The 15,842-nt window shown below is 54.7% G+C and carries 12 protein-coding genes and 2 tRNA genes; 10 read left to right on the forward strand and 4 right to left on the reverse strand.

Annotated features, from left to right (window positions below; all coding sequences use genetic code 11):
- The first annotated feature begins 89 nt into the window (after window positions 1-89).
- Window positions 90-1,181, forward strand: coding sequence for a phosphate acyltransferase (locus WW58_RS08960; RefSeq protein WP_012420465.1), 1,092 nt, complete (start codon window positions 90-92; stop codon window positions 1,179-1,181).
- Here WW58_RS08960 and tilS read toward each other — a convergent pair.
- Together tilS and WW58_RS08970 are read right to left on the reverse strand one after the other, a co-directional pair.
- Window positions 1,135-2,139: a tRNA lysidine(34) synthetase TilS gene (gene tilS / locus WW58_RS13400; RefSeq protein WP_102758517.1), complete on the reverse strand. Its 1,005-nt coding sequence runs from the start codon at window positions 2,137-2,139 to the stop codon at window positions 1,135-1,137. The two genes, WW58_RS08960 and tilS, sit on opposite strands and share 47 nt — an antisense overlap.
- A 106-nt stretch (window positions 2,140-2,245) precedes the next feature.
- Entirely contained in the window at window positions 2,246-2,521 is a 276-nt protein-coding gene (locus tag WW58_RS08970; protein WP_035196558.1) for a type B 50S ribosomal protein L31, read from the reverse strand.
- A 151-nt stretch (window positions 2,522-2,672) separates the two neighbouring features.
- Here WW58_RS08970 and WW58_RS08975 point away from each other — a divergent pair, with 151 nt between their 5' ends.
- From WW58_RS08975 to WW58_RS08985, 3 genes are all read left to right on the forward strand, one after another.
- Window positions 2,673-3,548 carry a hypothetical protein gene (locus WW58_RS08975; protein WP_012420468.1) on the forward strand — a complete coding sequence of 292 codons (876 nt, stop codon included), beginning with the start codon at window positions 2,673-2,675 and terminating at the stop codon, window positions 3,546-3,548.
- A 132-nt stretch (window positions 3,549-3,680) separates the two neighbouring features.
- Window positions 3,681-3,756 (forward strand) — tRNA-Phe (locus tag WW58_RS08980).
- Window positions 3,757-3,791: 35 nt separating this feature from the next.
- A tRNA-Pro gene (locus WW58_RS08985) sits at window positions 3,792-3,868 on the forward strand.
- 387 nt (window positions 3,869-4,255) lie between these two features.
- Here the strand turns inward: WW58_RS08985 and WW58_RS08990 are convergent.
- Complete coding sequence (locus WW58_RS08990) at window positions 4,256-4,687, reverse strand: copper resistance protein NlpE (protein ID WP_022197567.1); 432 nt, start codon at window positions 4,685-4,687, stop codon at window positions 4,256-4,258.
- A 373-nt stretch (window positions 4,688-5,060) separates the two neighbouring features.
- Here WW58_RS08990 and WW58_RS08995 point away from each other — a divergent pair, with 373 nt between their 5' ends.
- Window positions 5,061-5,345: a hypothetical protein gene (locus tag WW58_RS08995; protein ID WP_146018386.1), complete on the forward strand. Its 285-nt coding sequence runs from the start codon at window positions 5,061-5,063 to the stop codon at window positions 5,343-5,345.
- 58 nt (window positions 5,346-5,403) lie between these two features.
- Window positions 5,404-6,384: an Amuc_1434 family mucin 2-degrading aspartic protease gene (locus tag WW58_RS09000; protein WP_143246985.1), complete on the forward strand. Its 981-nt coding sequence runs from the start codon at window positions 5,404-5,406 to the stop codon at window positions 6,382-6,384.
- A 109-nt stretch (window positions 6,385-6,493) separates the two neighbouring features.
- Here WW58_RS09000 and WW58_RS09005 read toward each other — a convergent pair whose 3' ends face one another.
- Window positions 6,494-7,816, reverse strand: a complete 1,323-nt coding sequence (locus tag WW58_RS09005) for a UDP-glucose dehydrogenase family protein (protein ID WP_046437026.1) — start codon at window positions 7,814-7,816, stop codon at window positions 6,494-6,496.
- Window positions 7,817-8,000: 184 nt separating this feature from the next.
- Here WW58_RS09005 and WW58_RS09010 point away from each other — a divergent pair, with 184 nt between their 5' ends.
- From WW58_RS09010 to WW58_RS09025, 4 genes are all read left to right on the forward strand, one after another.
- On the forward strand, window positions 8,001-8,990 hold the full coding sequence (locus WW58_RS09010; protein WP_046437028.1) for a malate dehydrogenase: 990 nt from the start codon (window positions 8,001-8,003) through the stop codon (window positions 8,988-8,990).
- Between the two features lie 143 nt (window positions 8,991-9,133).
- On the forward strand, window positions 9,134-11,284 hold the full coding sequence (locus WW58_RS09015; RefSeq protein WP_046437030.1) for a hypothetical protein: 2,151 nt from the start codon (window positions 9,134-9,136) through the stop codon (window positions 11,282-11,284).
- 18 nt (window positions 11,285-11,302) lie between these two features.
- The gene (locus WW58_RS09020; protein WP_046437033.1) at window positions 11,303-13,213 is read left to right on the forward strand and encodes an NPCBM/NEW2 domain-containing protein; all 1,911 of its coding nucleotides are present in this window, start codon (window positions 11,303-11,305) and stop codon (window positions 13,211-13,213) included.
- 78 nt (window positions 13,214-13,291) lie between these two features.
- The gene (locus WW58_RS09025) at window positions 13,292-15,679 is read left to right on the forward strand and encodes an LPS-assembly protein LptD (RefSeq protein ID WP_046437035.1); all 2,388 of its coding nucleotides are present in this window, start codon (window positions 13,292-13,294) and stop codon (window positions 15,677-15,679) included.
- Window positions 15,680-15,842: the final 163 nt, after the last annotated feature.

Raw genomic sequence — 15,842 nt, forward strand, 5'->3', positions numbered from 1 at the left:
TCTTTGTTCATTATTTGCCGTCTTTGACTTTATGAGTTGATTTTATGGACAGGATTTTTTAGAGTTGCGTTAAATAGGACACGTGACATATGAGTGACTGGCAAGGCTTTTCCCCGCTGAATGATTTTACAGGGCCGCTCCTGGATAACCTGAAGCGCCACCCCAAGCGCATTGTTTTTCCGGAAGGGGAGGATGTCCGCGTGCTGCGCGTGTCCCAGCGCTTTGTGGAAGAGCAGGCCGGCGCGCCTATCCTGCTGGGGAGGAGGGAAGTCATCACGAGAATGGCGGAAATGAACGGAATTTCCCTGAAATTCGTCCGTATCATTGAACCGGAAAAAAGCTCGGATCTTCAGATGTTCTGCGACCGTTATGAACGGGCGGAGCAGATGTTCGGCAACGGGTTGCCTATGAATACCCGTGAAATTGTTTCCGAACCGGTTCATTTTGCCGCCATGATGGTGCTCTACGGCCAGGCGGACGCCATTGTGGCCGGGAACATGAAAAGGGTGGCTTCCGTTTTCCGCGCAGTAAACAAGTACAGGCAGGATCCCGTTCCCACCAAGCCCCTGTTTGCCATTTCCATTGTGCTCGTTCCCGAATTTTCCAAGAAATTCGGCGGCCGCGGCGTCTATTTTCTGGCGGATACCGGGGTAAACCCTGAACCCACGGTGGAAAATATGGCCTATTTTGCCGTAGAGACGGCCAAAATGGCCCGCCACATGCTGGGTAAAAGCGTTCGCGTCGCCATGCTGAGCGCGTCCACTTCGGGCTCCGTTCCGGAACTGGCTGCGGACCGCACCAGGGCCGCTGCGGCGCTGGCGAAGAGCATGGTGCAGAAGGATTGCCTGAACAATGAAATCTCCATAGAGGGGGAAATCCAGATTGATGCCGCTCTGTCGTCAGATTCCTACAGCGTGCGCGTGCACCGCAACTCCATGCTTCAGCCAAGTGAGGTTTGGGTCTTCCCGACTCTGGATGCTGCGGATATCTCCAAAAAACTGTTGTGCATGATGCCGTCCGTATACAACTATGGCCTTATTCTGGGCGGTCTGCTCTTCCCGATTGCCCAGCTGCCGCGGCTGACAGATGAAGACAGGATGTTCGGTACTGCGCTGGTGGTGGGGAATGAAGCCATTAAATTCCACCTGTTGTATCCGCAGGGGGTTGCTCCGCTTTATTGACCGGGCGCGGCGTGTCCGTGACCAGCAGGCGCTTTTCCTTGCGTACGGCCAGTTTTCCGCCGGGCAGGGAAGTTCGGGAAGGGCCGTCCGTATTCAGGATGTCCATTACCCGGAGTACGGCGTTTTCCGTCAGGTCCGGAATATGTTGCCGGCGCAGGTAATCATGCACGGCGCATTGTCTCAGCTCCGCAGGAAGCAGGTTGATTTTCGGCAGGAACAGGCGCCCCTGGGGATCTGTCAGGTTCATGGAGTCCAGCGCCTGGGAAAGCGCCGTGCGGATTTGATTTTCCAGGCGGCAGGCACGTGAAAAGGGAAGGCTGGTGTCCCTTTGGAACAGCGCATTCAATTTGGGAATAATCTCATGGCGCAGGGCGTTCCTGGTATATTCGGCAGACTGGTTGCTGGAATCTTCCCTCCATGGAATATGGCGATGCTCCAGATAGGAGGTGATATCCTCCCGGGAAAAATCCAGCATGGGGCGTACGACGGTCAATCCGTTGGCCCAGGTGGAGACGGGGAACATACCGTGAATGCCGGAGGCACCGCGGCAGAGGTGAAGAAGGGCCGTTTCCTGCTGGTCGTTCCGGTGGTGGGCCAGAGCCACGAGAGCCCCCGGGTAACCGGCGGCCCATTTCAGAAACGAGGCCTGCCTGGCTTCCCTGGCCGCTTCTTCAATGGCTATTCCGCGGGTATGGGCCATACTGCGGACATTGACGCGTTCCCGGACACAGGGAATACCCAGGGTGGCGGCGTAACGGAGCACAAACATTTCCTCTTCCTCCGCTTCCGGACGCAGCTGGTGATTTACATGGCATGCAACCAGATTGCATCCCGGCATGCCGGACAGCAGGGAAAGCAAAGCCATGGAGTCCCTCCCCCCGCTGATTCCGGCAAGGACGGGGCGGCCGGAGCGGAGGAGTTCCGCGGACTGGCTGTCAAAATGGTCCGGTGTCAACATGGTGCTGCTGCGAGTGAATCAGGAAAAAGAGATCAAAGGAAGCCTGCAAATAAAAACCCCGTTTTCCGGGAAGGAAACGGGGTTGGAAAATTGCTGAAGGCAGTTCTTACTTGTTGAGCTTGGGCTTGCCTCCGCTGCGGCGGACGGTGCCGAAGCGCTTCTGGAATTTGTCGATGCGGCCTTCCGTGTCCACAAACTGGTTCTTGCCGGTGAAGAACGGGTGGGAATCAGAGGTGATACCGCAGGAAACCACGAAATGTTCAACCCCGTCAATAACTTCCGTCTTGGGAGAACGAACAGTGGAACGGGTGATGAAGCGGCGTCCGGTGGTGATGTCAACAAAAACGACCGGATTATACTGGGGGTGAATATCTTTCTTCATGGTGATGTATTGCGTTTCCGACGCAAGGGGAACGCAAGTATAAATATGTTTCATTGCATGTCAAGCATCCCCGCGTAAAAATAAGGAAGTTTGTGGATGACGGTTCGGGAGCTTGCGGAAGGAACGGTTGTGGAGATGATATGACGGAAAAATGGAGCAGGTGTTGAAGAGGCCCCCCTGGTGGGCGTGGTTTTCCCTGATGGGATTGGAAATCCCTTCTGCCGCCATTGCCTGGGCTTTTGCCGTCAGTCAGTCCCATCTGGTGGTAGTTTCCTCCCCCTGGCTGTATCAATTCCTGTTTGTGGCTGTCTGGTGCGTCAATATGCTGGACCGGGTGCTGAAAATATTCCGGGGCGGTTCCGCTGTCTACACGGATGAATGCCTGCTTTTTGCCAAAAAGCATTGTTTCGTTATCTCCCTGCTCATTATGGTGGCGGCCGTGACGGGGCTTTGGATCATGTTTTTCCAATTGGGTGTGGTTATTTTTCAATTTGCCTTTCTGCCTGGCGTCTGCAGTCTGCTCTTTCTCTATTTCTCTTCCAACCCTCATCAGAAAGGGAGCCTGTCTTCCGGATTCGTCATGGGGGCGTTTTTTGCCGCCGTTTCCTTCGCTACGGGTGCCGGAATACCGGCCTACTTTTACGGGACGGTAGGCGGCGGCTGGGGAGGCCAGCTTTCCGAACCCACCTGGTATCTGGTAGCGCTGGTCATCCTCTGCATGTTCAGCCGCAAACGGTGGAGTGAAGAAGAGGATGAGGACGGGCAGGATTCCGCCGACCGCGACATGGTATCCCTGGTATGGATGGGGGTGATAGTCATTTACGTTGTATTCTGTCTGGCCGCCGCCGCCAGGGAATATACCGGGGATGCGTGGATTTATTATGGGCTGGCAATGGCGGGGGCATTCATGTTTGTGCTGGACAGGCTGAAGATGAACATGCCTCCCCTCCTCCTGCACACGCTATCCTGGGCGGCACTGATTTTCCCATTGCTGTTGAGCGGTATTCTGGCGCAGGCTTCCTCCTGATTGGCTGGGCGGATTCCTGCTATGGAGCGCGGCAAAATACAGGGAAGTTGAAAAAATAATATTTTGTGGTTGCAATATTGGGAAGAGGATGATAGATTCTGCCCCGCAAGCACGTTCTGCGTGCAGGCAAGTGGCTCGGTAGCTCAGTCGGTAGAGCAGGGGATTGAAAATCCCCGTGTCGGCGGTTCGATCCCGTCCCGAGCCACCATTTTTTCTCCCAATTTCTAATCCCTCCTTTTTATACGGGAAGTAGCTCAGCCTGGTGGAGCGCCTGCTTTGGGAGCAGGATGTCGCAGGTTCGAATCCTGTCTTCCCGACCATTTTAAAGCCTGTGGATCAAATGATTTACGGGTTTTGTTTTTTGAGCTGTTCCCTGGTGGTTGTCCGTAAAATAGATGGAGTGGAAGCGGGGTATGCCTGGAAAGATGAAAAACACCCCTGTTGCGGCGGGGCGGCCGAACCTGCAGCCAGTTAAAAAAGCCGGAAATCTTTTGTGTCCGAAACAACGCGGACAGAAAGGCGATGCAAAGTTCTTGTAACACCCGTGTGCTGACGAAAGCCTGGTCCCGGCGGCCCGGATTTTTTCTGACGGCGGGGCGGATGAATAAGATTTGTTAATGTGCCGGGCTGAAAAACGGTGTAAAGAAAACCGCCGCGGGGTGGGAGGTGCGGCGGAATGGAGAAAATGATAGATGATAGAAATAGTTTTATTTCTTTTTTAGTATATAATATTCGGCCAGGACGCCCTGATTGACTGTGCCTTCTTTGTCTGACAGCATTACTTTGCTTCCATCAAGTATTTTATAATAAGATTTTTCATTGGAAGAGGATTGGGCCAGTTCCATCAGGCGGCCATTGATGAAATGATAAGAGCCTTTTGATTCGAAAATAGCGTCTTTTTCTCCTATGTATTCGCTTCTCAACACATAAGTGTTATCGTTGTTTAATGTTAACGCCGTCCTGATTCCTTCACAATCGGCAGCAGGAAGAATTCCTTCATAAGTGCCGTAAAAATTTAAATTCTCCAACTGTTTTTCTGTTTTTGTTTCGCCGCTCTCAATTCGAGAATGATGATTTTGGGGGGAATCACAGCCGGTTATGGCAACTAAACATGCGGTCCATAAAAAATTTATTTTCATGACAAGTTTTTTTCAGCTGGTGGTTTGTGACGTGCGATGCTTGATCCAATGGGGCAGGGAAGGGAGTACGTTCGTTTCCTGTTTTTCCGGTTTTGCCGTAATATAATGAAAGTCTATGGAAGGGGCAAGATATTTTCTTTTCATGGAGCCCGCGAGTATTGATGAATGCCGGATTAAGTAATTTATCCCGTTTTTATTCAACTTTGCCGGAAGAAGAGTTTTCCAACCGGGATTGAGTGTTTTGCAGTCCGTTTTGCGAAGATGTTGTTTTTTTTGAGGGGAGCCGAGTGTCTGGGGAAGCCCCCTCTTTGCAGATATTGCCGAGAAGGCTGGATTTTTTGCTTGAGATTAGGAAGAAGGATTGCAGAGTGGCTTGATGAGGCCCGGCCGACAAAAGACATTTTCCGTTTCCTGGCTGGCGGGGTTGGGGTGGTCGTTTGGCGGGTATGTGACGGGAACACTTCTGGCGGCGGGTGCGGGGGCGCTGGATTTTCCCTTGCTGGCGCAGGTGATGCTTTTGGCCGCGGCGGTTTGTTTTGCTGCCTCTCTTGTTTGTGCGGGAGCGTGTTTCCGGGGCAGCAAGATTGCCCGGTGGTACTTGCTTCTTGTCCTCGTGATGATTATGGTTGCGGTTCTGTTTGGGAATGGAGGCGGTTAATTAGTCATTTGTATATCTTTTGATTGACCGCGTGCGCGCGTATGTATACTTTCCGGTCATGCTCCTTCGATTCTTATCGAGTCTCTTTTTTGCGTCCGGCATTGTTTTGACCGCTCAGGCGAATACCCAGCCTTATCCGGATTCCGATTCTTCTGACGGATACGATACCGGTTTTTATGCAGAGGCTTATTCCGGCGGCTACGACAGCGCTCCGGCTCCGGCGGGGGAATCCGCCTCCAGGCCTGTTTTCCCCACGCAGTCCTATTTTGAATTGCTTGGCCCCATGGATTCCAGAAACGGGCGCGGAAGCGTGGATATCCAGAATTGGATGACGGATTTGAATTTGTGCAGGATGTCCAGCGGTTCCTGGAATTTTTCTTCTACGGCGGCCTTGCGTCTGAGCTGGTTTAATGGAAAAGGAGCGGATGAGATGGATGTGGACCGGCTGTACACGATTTGGCTGAATGTGAACGCCTCCTATGCCATCACGGGGAAGACGCGCCTGGTTTTCGGTGTGACGCCCCAGATTTCCACGGATTTCGATACATGGACGAGCCATAATATTTTCTTGGGAGGCCATGTTCTTCTGGCAGGCCCCTTGAACGACCGGTTCAGCTATGGAATCGGCATCGGCTGTTATCCGCAGCTTGGGGATTATCCTTTCCTGCCCCTTATCCAGTTTAAATGGGAAGCTTCCCGCAATTGGACGCTTCAGCTGGAAGGGGCCCGCCTTTCCTATATCAACAAGGTGAGCGATGGGTTGAAGTGGGGACCCTTCGTTTCCGTGGCGTCCGGCACATGGACGATTCACCATGACCGCCGCGTCCGCCAGTTTGCATGGATTTCCGGCGTCGCCGGCATAGGCGCCGATGTGGGGTTGGGTCACTGGGGCAGCGTGCGCCCCAGGCTGGTGGCGGATGTCGGTTTTTCCTTCGGGAATTCCGGCACTATCAAGACAAGCAACGGAAGCCATGATTTGGAAAAGTACCATTATGACCCCGGTTTTTATTTGCGTGCGGGGCTGCTATTTGAGTTTTGACCGGCCAACAGGATTAGCGAATACATGACAAAGGCCTCCGGTGCGTTGAATGTGCCGGAGGCCTTTTACATATGGGGACGTTTGAAGCCGGGACGGTTCCCGGAGGCAGTCAGGCTTCTTCAACGGAGGGTCTGCCCACGGAGTGGTATTCAAATCCTACGGCCCGGAGGTTTGCCGGGGAGAGGATGTTTCTTCCGTCAAAGATGATGCGGTTGTGCATGACTCCGGCGAGTTTCTGCAGATCCGCATTCGCATATTCGCTCCATTCCGTGGCGATGACCAGAACTTCCGCATCCCGGGCGCATTCGTACATGTCTTCCACCAGTTTGACCCCCATAGGGTTCAGAATGGGGGCCGCCGTGTGCATGGCTTTGGGGTCCGTAGCGGTGACAATGGCTCCTTCCCCGCAGAGTTTTTCACATAGTTTCAGGGCGATGGATTCCCGGACGTCGTCCGTGTTCTGTTTGAAGGCAAGGCCCCAAACGGCTATCTTTTTGTCCTTGAGGACCCACAGGCGGTCCCGAATTCTGTCCAGGAAGTGGATATGCTGGGTATCATTGATGTGTTCCACTTCCTCCAACAGGGTGAAGGGAATGCCCAGCGTGCGGCTGATGTTGATGAAGGCTTTGACGTCTTTCGGGAAGCAGGACCCGCCGTAGCCCAGCCCCGCGTTGAGGAAGTGGCGTGAGATGCGTTTGTCCATGCCGATGCCTTCCGCCACCAGTTCCACGTCTGCGCCCGTTTTTTCACAGACCTTGGCGACAGCGTTAATGTAGGAAATTTTCAGAGCCAGGAAGGAGTTGGCTGCGTGCTTGATGAGTTCCGCGGAGTTGACGTCCGTTTCCAGAATGGGGGCATGAATGGGCTGGTAAACGCGCTTGATGACGTTCATGGCCTGTTCCGAGTTGGCTCCAATGACAATGCGGTCGGGGTGCAGCAGGTCGTCCACGGCGCATCCTTCCCTCAGGAATTCTGGATTGGAGACAATGTCGAACTGAACATTCGGCCCCGCATAGTGCTTGATGGTCTGGCTGACTTTTTCCCCGGTTTTGACGGGTACGGTGGATTTGTCCACAATGACCTTGTATCCCATTTCTGGTTGGAGCGCCTGGGCGATTTCCCTGGCCACTTTTTCAATGTAGGTCAGGTCCACGGAACCATCCGTATTGGGCGGCGTGGGCACGGCGATGAAGATGACTTCGCTTTCCGCGATGGAAGCGGCGATGGAAGGGGAAAATTCCAGCCGCCCCACGGCTACGTTTTTTTTCACGAGCTCTTCCAGCTTGGGCTCGTAAATGGGGATGGCCCCGGATTGAAGAGTACGTATTTTTTCCGTATTATTATCCACGCAAATGACGTGATGGCCCATTTCGGCAAAACAGGTGCCTGTGGTCAGCCCCACGTAACCACTGCCGATAATTGTTAAATTCATAGTGTTAGCGTAAATATTGGTAAAAACTTAACTGTATGGAAAAGTAAGAGCAGTCAACCCCTGAGCATTATGGGATAGGGAATTTTTTCTGTCAAAATAAAAAGTTCCTGATTGAGCGCCTCCTTTCCTTGTGGTATAACCGTGACCAGACAGGAAAATATCTGTTTATTTTAATTTGAACGTTATGAAAACACCTATCACCGTTACCGTTACAGGAGCCGCCGGCCAAATTGCCTATTCCCTTCTGTTCCGTATTGCCTCCGGCAGCATGCTGGGGCCGGATCAGCCGATCAACCTGCGCCTGCTGGAAATTCCCCCGGCCATGAATGCTCTGGAAGGGTTGGTGATGGAGTTGCGTGACGCCGCGTTCCCGCTGGTTAATGAAATTGTCCCGACCAGCGATCCTGATGAAGCGTTCGCCGGCGCCAACTGGTGCCTGCTGGTAGGCTCCGTTCCCCGCAAGGCCGGTATGGAACGCAAGGACCTGCTGGATATCAACGGCAAGGTGTTCATCGGCCAGGGGCAGGCCATTGCCCGCAGCGCCGCCAAGGATGTGCGTGTGCTGGTGGTCGGCAACCCCTGCAATACGAATGCCCTTATTGCCATGCACAATGCGAGCGGCGTTCCCTCCGACCGCTTTTTTGCCATGACTCGCCTGGATGAAAACCGTGCCAAGAGCCAGCTTGCGGAAAAGGCCGGCGTCCATGTGACGGAAGTGACCAACATGGCCATCTGGGGCAATCATTCCTCCACCCAGTACCCTGATTTCACCAACGCCAGGATTGGCGGAAAGCCTGTGACGGAAGTCATCAAGGATACGGAATGGCTTAAGGGCGATTTCATTACCACCGTGCAGCAGCGCGGTGCCGCCATTATCAAGGCACGCGGCGCTTCTTCCGCCGCTTCCGCCGCTTCCGCAGCCGTGGATACCGTCCGCAGCCTGGCTACCCAGACTCCGGAAGGCGACTGGTATTCCGTGGCCGTTTGCTCCGACGGTTCCTACGGCATTGAAAAAGGTCTTATCTGCTCCTTCCCGGTCCGCACCACCAAGGATGGCGGCTGGGAAATCGTGCAGGGGCTGCCGGTTGATGCGTTCTCCCGTGAAAAAATTGACGCTACCGTTAATGAACTGAAGGAAGAACGTGACGCTGTTTCCTCTTTGTTGAAGCATTAATGTTGATTTGCTCTTGCGCCGGGTTTCCCGTTTTCGGGAAGCCCGGTTTTTTATGTCCTGAAGATTCCATAAACCTCATTTTCTGCGGGACAGAAGTTTTCTTCCGTGTTAAAAAAAACGATGGATGCAGCATCCGCTAGTTTATGGATCAGGACCGCATATTATACAGGGGAGAGGCTTTTACGCTGACCGGAAATTCCTTGCGCCAGGATGCCGCGCATTGGGCGGAGGTACAGCCGGACGGTCAGGTGAAAACCATGAAAAACGGCCGCTATTCCGAGTGGCGCATCTTTCCGGAAGCCGGGAACGCCCCGCATTACCGGGGAAATTTTGAAGTGCTTAATCAGGCTTACGGCCTGGCGTTGCATGAGGCTGGAGCCCTGCTTAATGAAGAAGGGACGTTCCGGACGGGAGCCAACTGGCCTACTGTGTGGACCCGGGATATTTCCTATTCCACCCATCTGGGATTGGGGTTGTGGAATGTCCGTGCCTGTATGAACAGTCTGAATGCACGGGTCCGGAACGGGGAGGTGGAGCAGGATACCGGCACGGGCGGTTCCTGGCCCATTTCTTCCGACCGTGTGGTGTGGGGGATGGCTGCGTGGGAAGTTTACTGCCTGACGGGGGATGCCGACTGGCTGTCCCTTTCCTGCCGGGTGATGGAAAAGACATGCATGAGGGATGAACAGGTGCTTGCGGCCACGGGCGGCTTGATGAAGGGGGAATCGTCCGTGCTGGACTGGAGGGAGCAGAGCTACCCTGCGTGGATGACTTCTGCCGATATTGGGGATTCTTGCAGCCTGTCCACCATGCTCCTGCATGCGGAGGCCCGCAAGATTCTGGCGCGGATGTTCCGGGAGCTGGGGCTGGAGGAGAAGGCCCGGGAGTGGGAGGAGAAGAGCGTTTCCCTGGCCGCGGTTATTGAGCGTTTTTTCAGGATTCCGGAACATGTCCTGTACGGGCAGTACCTGTACGGACGCGGGTATCCCGTACTGTCGGAGAAGGTGGATTCCCTGGGCAATCTGCTTTGCGTCCTTCTGGGGCAGGCTGGCGGTTCCCATGCCGCCGGGATGGTTGCCTCCCTTCCTCATGGCGTTTATGGCATTCCCTGCATCCATCCCCAGATGCCTGATAGCGTGCCCGCCTACCATAACCGCGCCATGTGGCCTTTCCTGGAGGGCTATTATGCGCAGGCCGCGGCGGCGGTGGAGAATGAATCTGCCCTGGCGCTGGCGGTCGCCTGCATGGTCCGTGCCGCCCTGTTGTGCGGCACGAACAAGGAAAATGTCCTTCTGAAAACGGGGCTGGATGAGGGGCTGCTGCTGAGTTCGGATAGCCAGCTCTGGAGTATTGCCGGCATGCTGGGCTGTTTTTACAAGGGATTGTTCGGCATCCGTCTGTCTCCGGATTCTCTGGAATTCCGTCCTTGCGTTCCAAAGTCTTTTGAAGGCGTTCATGAGTTGTCCGGGCTGGAATACCGCGGCATGACGGTAGATGTGTTTCTGCAGGGCTGCGGGCACCGGATAGCGCGGTGCCTGGTCAACGGGCAGGAGGCCCCTCCCGTCCTTTTGCCGGGCATGAAGGGGCGCGTTTTTGTGAAATTGGAGCTGGACGGCGGAGAAGAGGATGAAGGGGCGGTGAATTTAACCCGCATGGGCAGCAGCCTGGAGTCTCCTGCGTGGAAGGCGGCGCGCCATGGTATTGCATGGGAGTCTGTGGAAGGAGCCGATTATTACCGTGTTTACCGGAATGGCATCCCTGTGTCTCAAACGGAGTACTGCCATTATATCCCCGCACCCGGCCGGGGGGACGTGTCTTTCCAGGTGATGGCAGTCGCTCTGGATGGGAGGGAGTCTTATCTTAATGAACCCAATGATTATCCTTCTGCGGATTCCCGCATGGAGACGCGCCCCTGCGGCTTGAGCGGGGATGAAGTCTGGTTTTCCCGCGTCACGGAATCCCCGGACGCTCTTTGTTACAATGTCAATATAGATAAGCCCGGAGTGTACCGGGTGGACGCCTTTTTCGCTAACGGCACTTATGATGTTTCAGACGGGAATACCTGCGCCCTGCGCAGTCTGTACCTGAACGGCAGGCGCGCAGGCACGCTGGCTTTCCCCCATACGTCCCGTTCCGGAAACTGGGAGTATTTTATTTATTCAACGGCAGTGGAAACGGTGATGACGCCCGGTCCCTGCCGTGTGGAAGTGGTGTATGATTCCTTTTCCGAAAATATGAATCGTCTGGTGAATGATATGGTGATAAAACACCTTCGGTTTACCCGTATATCCTGATATTAGTTCATGAATGTTATGTCGAAACGTTTTTTTGCCTTGTTGCTGGTCCTGGGGTCCGGGATATGGAGTGTTCCTGCCATGGGGATGGATGAGGAGTCAGCTTCCAGGGCATCTGTTCCTGCCTCCTCGGACAGGGAGGGAGCGGAGTTTACCCGTCTGCCCGTCAGCTGGACGGTTAATCCCAGGGATGCCGCCAATGCCCGTGCCGCCTGGAAAACGCTGAGCGCCTATCATCGGGGCAAACCGAAGTCTTCCAGAAAATTGCATGTGGTTTACGTAACGTTCAAGGACAGGCCTGCCCTTGAAGGATACCGGGAACGGTATGATCATATTCTGAAGAATATTCAGGCATATTATGCGGACCAGATGCAGGCCAACGGTTTCCCTCCGCTCACATTCCAGCTGGATTTGGATGAACGGGGCAAGCTGGTTATTCATGATGCCTATGTGGATAAACCCATGAGCGAGATGAGCGTGCAGAGCTCCGGCCCCGTCTCCCGGGAAGCCGCCAGGAAGGTGCTGGCTTCCAAGGGGATTGATATTGAGAAGGAACATGTGCTGGTCGTTTGCCAGCTTCCGGACGGCGTGGGTCCTTATTACGGCGGCGGCTTCAGCCACCAGGGCACGGGGTGGACCTGTGACCAGGAAGGGCTGGATCCCGCCAGCTTTCTGGATACGGAAATGATGCAGGGCGGCCGTTTCAAGGTGACCAGGGGAAAGAACGCCACCATTTACATAGGCGGTACGGCCCATGAATTGGGGCATTCCTTCGGCCTTCCCCACACGGGCGACGGATGGAATTACCCCGACGCCGGAGCTTCCCTGATGGGCCATGGCAATTCCACCTACGGCGACGAGCTGCGCCATGAAGGGAAGGGTGCCTATTTGGCGCCGACGGATGCTTTGAAACTGGCCAGTGTTCCCCTGTTCAACGGGGTGGAGACGGAACTTCCCGCAGACGCCTCCTTCGGGCGTATGCTCGGCAAGTATGTCCCGGGGTCTTTTGAACGGCTGGAGGCCATTCCCGTTAAAGACGGATTGCGGCTGAAAGGGAGGGTTCATCTGACGCGCCCCGCGTATGGCATTGTTGCCCATTTGGATCCGCCCGGAGGTTCGGATTATGATTCCAATGCCGTGGGCGCTTCTCTGGATGAAAAGGGAGAGTTTGATCTCACCATCTGCAGGCCGGGATATAAGGGTGGTTTTATAGAAATGCGGGTGGCCGTATTGAATTGCGACAGCACGCGCAGCATGATTACTCTGCCCGTGTGGATGGATGCCCGGGGAGCCAAGGCCCCTTCTCTGGCCCAGATCGTTTATTTCGGGGATGTTCAGAATCTGTGGATACGGGGCCGCACGGAAGAAGCCCGGAAGGCGCTGGCGGAAGTGGAACGCAGGCATGGTTCCCGTTCTGAAGTGAAAGAATGGCTCCCTGTCTGGAAGCGCGCTCTGGGGCGCCAGGAGCCCGCGCTGGAAGTTGTTCCGGCGCAGATTCCTGCGGCAACCGCCAGTATCAGCCTGAATGACTGCAAGCCTTCCGTAGCCCAGGTGGGGTGGGCCGTTCCGTTGTGGGATGTCCTGTTCCCGTCGGATTTGGGGCCCGTGCCTTTCTTCCGGACAATCGGAAGGCCGGAACGTTTCATTCTGGCTCATGCCCCGGCTGTTTTTGCCTATGACCTGGATGGGCGTTGGAAGGAGTTCCGCGCGGATGTGGGGCTGCCCTTCGGCTCCCGCGGCAGCGTCAAATTCAGCGTGTATTTGGACGGCAGGAAGCTTATGGAATCCCCTGTGCTCAAGGATGGGGACTCCATTCCCGTGAAGACGGCGGTAGAGGGCGGCAGGAAGCTGGAAATCCGCGTGGATGACGCCGGAGACGGCAATGCCGCCGATTGGGGCATCATAGCCAACGGCATGCTGACCCGGTAAATTTTCTGCCCCACTGGCGGAGAAATGTGACATTAGGCTTGTCTTTTGCCCTTTCTCATAGTGTTCTGTGGGCTAGCCATGATTGGGACGATTGCAAAGCTATGGGGTGCGGCGGCGCTGGTTGCCGGGGCTTCCCTGTTTGCAGAAACGGCTGCGGAGCAGCCGCCCGTCCCTTCCTCTGAAACCGGGAAGGAAAATGCCGGAGGGAAAATGGCGGGCAACCTGCTTTCCGGCACTCTCATGCCGCAGATTCCCTCCAATATTTCCATTACCAATGACGGCGCCATCAGGGTGGAGGAATCCAGGAAGGTTATTTTTGAAGGACCGCATGTCCACATGGTTACGGATACCGGGGTGGAGGTATTTGCGGATTATGCCCAGGCGGATATGGACCAGGGCAAGGTGTTTCTGAAGGGGAACCTGGCCATTTACCAGGGTGACGGCAGGACAAGGACCAACAGCCTGGTACGCGCCGACAGCGCGGAGTTTGACTGGGAGAACGAAGTGCTTCTTACGGATGCCATCCGTGCGAAGATGGAGGGATTGATTCTGCGCAGCGGAAAGTTTGAATCCCGGAAGGATGCCGCCGGCAATACTTATCTGGAAGCCCTCAATGCCTCCGTCACGGCGGAAGACATCAGCGAGCCTCTCACCTGGATTTCCGCGGACAGGATACGCGTGTATCCGGAAGACAGGTTTTCTTTCAAGAACCTGACCCTTTATTACGGTGGCGTTCCCTTCTTTTATTTCCCCTACCTCAGCCATTCCCTTAATCCGGAAGTTGGCTACCTTCCCATCCCCGGCATGCGCTCCATCTGGGGGCCTTACCTCCTGAATGAATACGGGTTCCTGATGGGGAAAAAATGGTCGGACAACGGCATGCCTTCCGCGGATTACCTGGGAACCCTGCATGCAGATTACCGCACCCGGCGCGGTTTCGCCTACGGATTGGACATCCGCGACGTGCTGCTGGAAAAGGATTGTCCGGACATGACGGGGCTGTCCTTTTACAAAACCCATGACAAGGGTGTGAAAATCAACGCCGGTGATGATGAGTACCGTGAGCATCTGGATCCGGACCGGTGGAGGTTCGCGCTCCAGCAGATGTGGAGCCACAGGGTGAATCTCCGCACGGACTGGCGGTTGAAGGCCAACATCAACATGTTGAGCGACGAGTACATGCTCCGCGATTTTTATCCGGAAATTTATCAGCGTAATTCTTCTCCGGACAACACGGTGCTTCTTTCCCGTACGGACGATACGAATGATTTTTCACTGTTGCAGCGTTTTGTCCCCAATAATTTTTACATAGCGGACCAGCGGACGGAGTTCAGTTATGAGCGCATCAAGTCTCCCGTATTCCGTTCCCCCGTCATGTATGAAAGCCGCACCAGCTTCGCTTTCCTCAAGCAGTACGTTCCTCCGTTCATGCGGACGGAAATCCGGAACATGCTGGACGGGATGGACCCCGGAACTTCTTCCTATGATTACTGGGCCCGAATGCTGATGACGGACAGCTACAGCAGGTTCCACTCCTTCCATGAGGTTTCCGTTTCCAAGAAAATCATGGGATTCCTGAACCTGACCCCCAAAGTGGGCGGAGGCTATACGGGATATTACGGCGTGGAGGACTACAAACCGCTCAACCAGGGAATTTTTTACGCCGGAACGGATGCCGATTTCAAATTCTCCCGCCGTTATTCTTCCGTATATAGTGATTCCTTTGGGCTGAACGGCATGAACCATATTGTTCAGCCCCATTTTACGCTGGCGTATGTCAAAACCAACCGCCTGAGCGAGCTTTATCCCCAGATTGACGGCGATACCCCCACGACCAATCCCCCATCCTTGAGCATAGGCAGATACACGGAGATTGATTCCCTGTCCACGGGGCTTGTCTTCCGGTATGGATTGCGCAACATGCTGATGACCAGCCGGGATGCTAATTCCCACCGCTGGTTTTCCTGGGATGTGTTCATGGATGCCTATCTGCATGATCCCGTCAACCGTCGGGATTTTTCCAACCTTTTTTCGTTCATGCGCTGGAATCCCGTTCCCTGGATGGAATACCGGTCGGAAATGCAGGCTCCCGTTTTGGGTAAGGACAAGATTTCCGGCTGCCGTGAATACAACAACTCCCTGCGTTTCATGCCATGGCGTTCCACGGAGCTCGTCGTGGGGCACCGTTATTTGAACCAGCATTCCCTTCTGGAGGACAGCAGCCAGCTGGATTTGCGTATTTTGCAGCGCTTTTCGGAAGCCTGGGCTTTCAGCGGCAAGTGGCGTTTTTCTCTGTTGGACGGCAAGCTGGACATCCAGGAATACAATGTGTACCACAATATGGGATCCTGGTATTTGGGCGTGGGCGCTTTCGTTCGCAAGAACGGGAACAAAAACGAATTCGGGCTGGGCATCAGCTTTACCATCCAGCAGACCGGGGATTATATGCCGGTCAAATTCCTTTGATATCCGGAAAGGACACGGTTTTTTGCGGGGTTTTTCCCGGAAGCTTTTTCCTTTTTCAGAGGATTCGCGTTTTGAGAATGGGGTCTGCCCGGTGTGGGGTGTTGTTCCGGAGAGGGAAAGATATGTAGCTGGTCAGCAAGAGGCGGAAAGCCTACGGTTGGAA

The organism is Akkermansia sp. UNK.MGS-1 (assembly GCF_000980515.1).
GTDB classification, from domain to species: Bacteria; Verrucomicrobiota; Verrucomicrobiia; order Verrucomicrobiales; family Akkermansiaceae; genus Akkermansia; species Akkermansia muciniphila.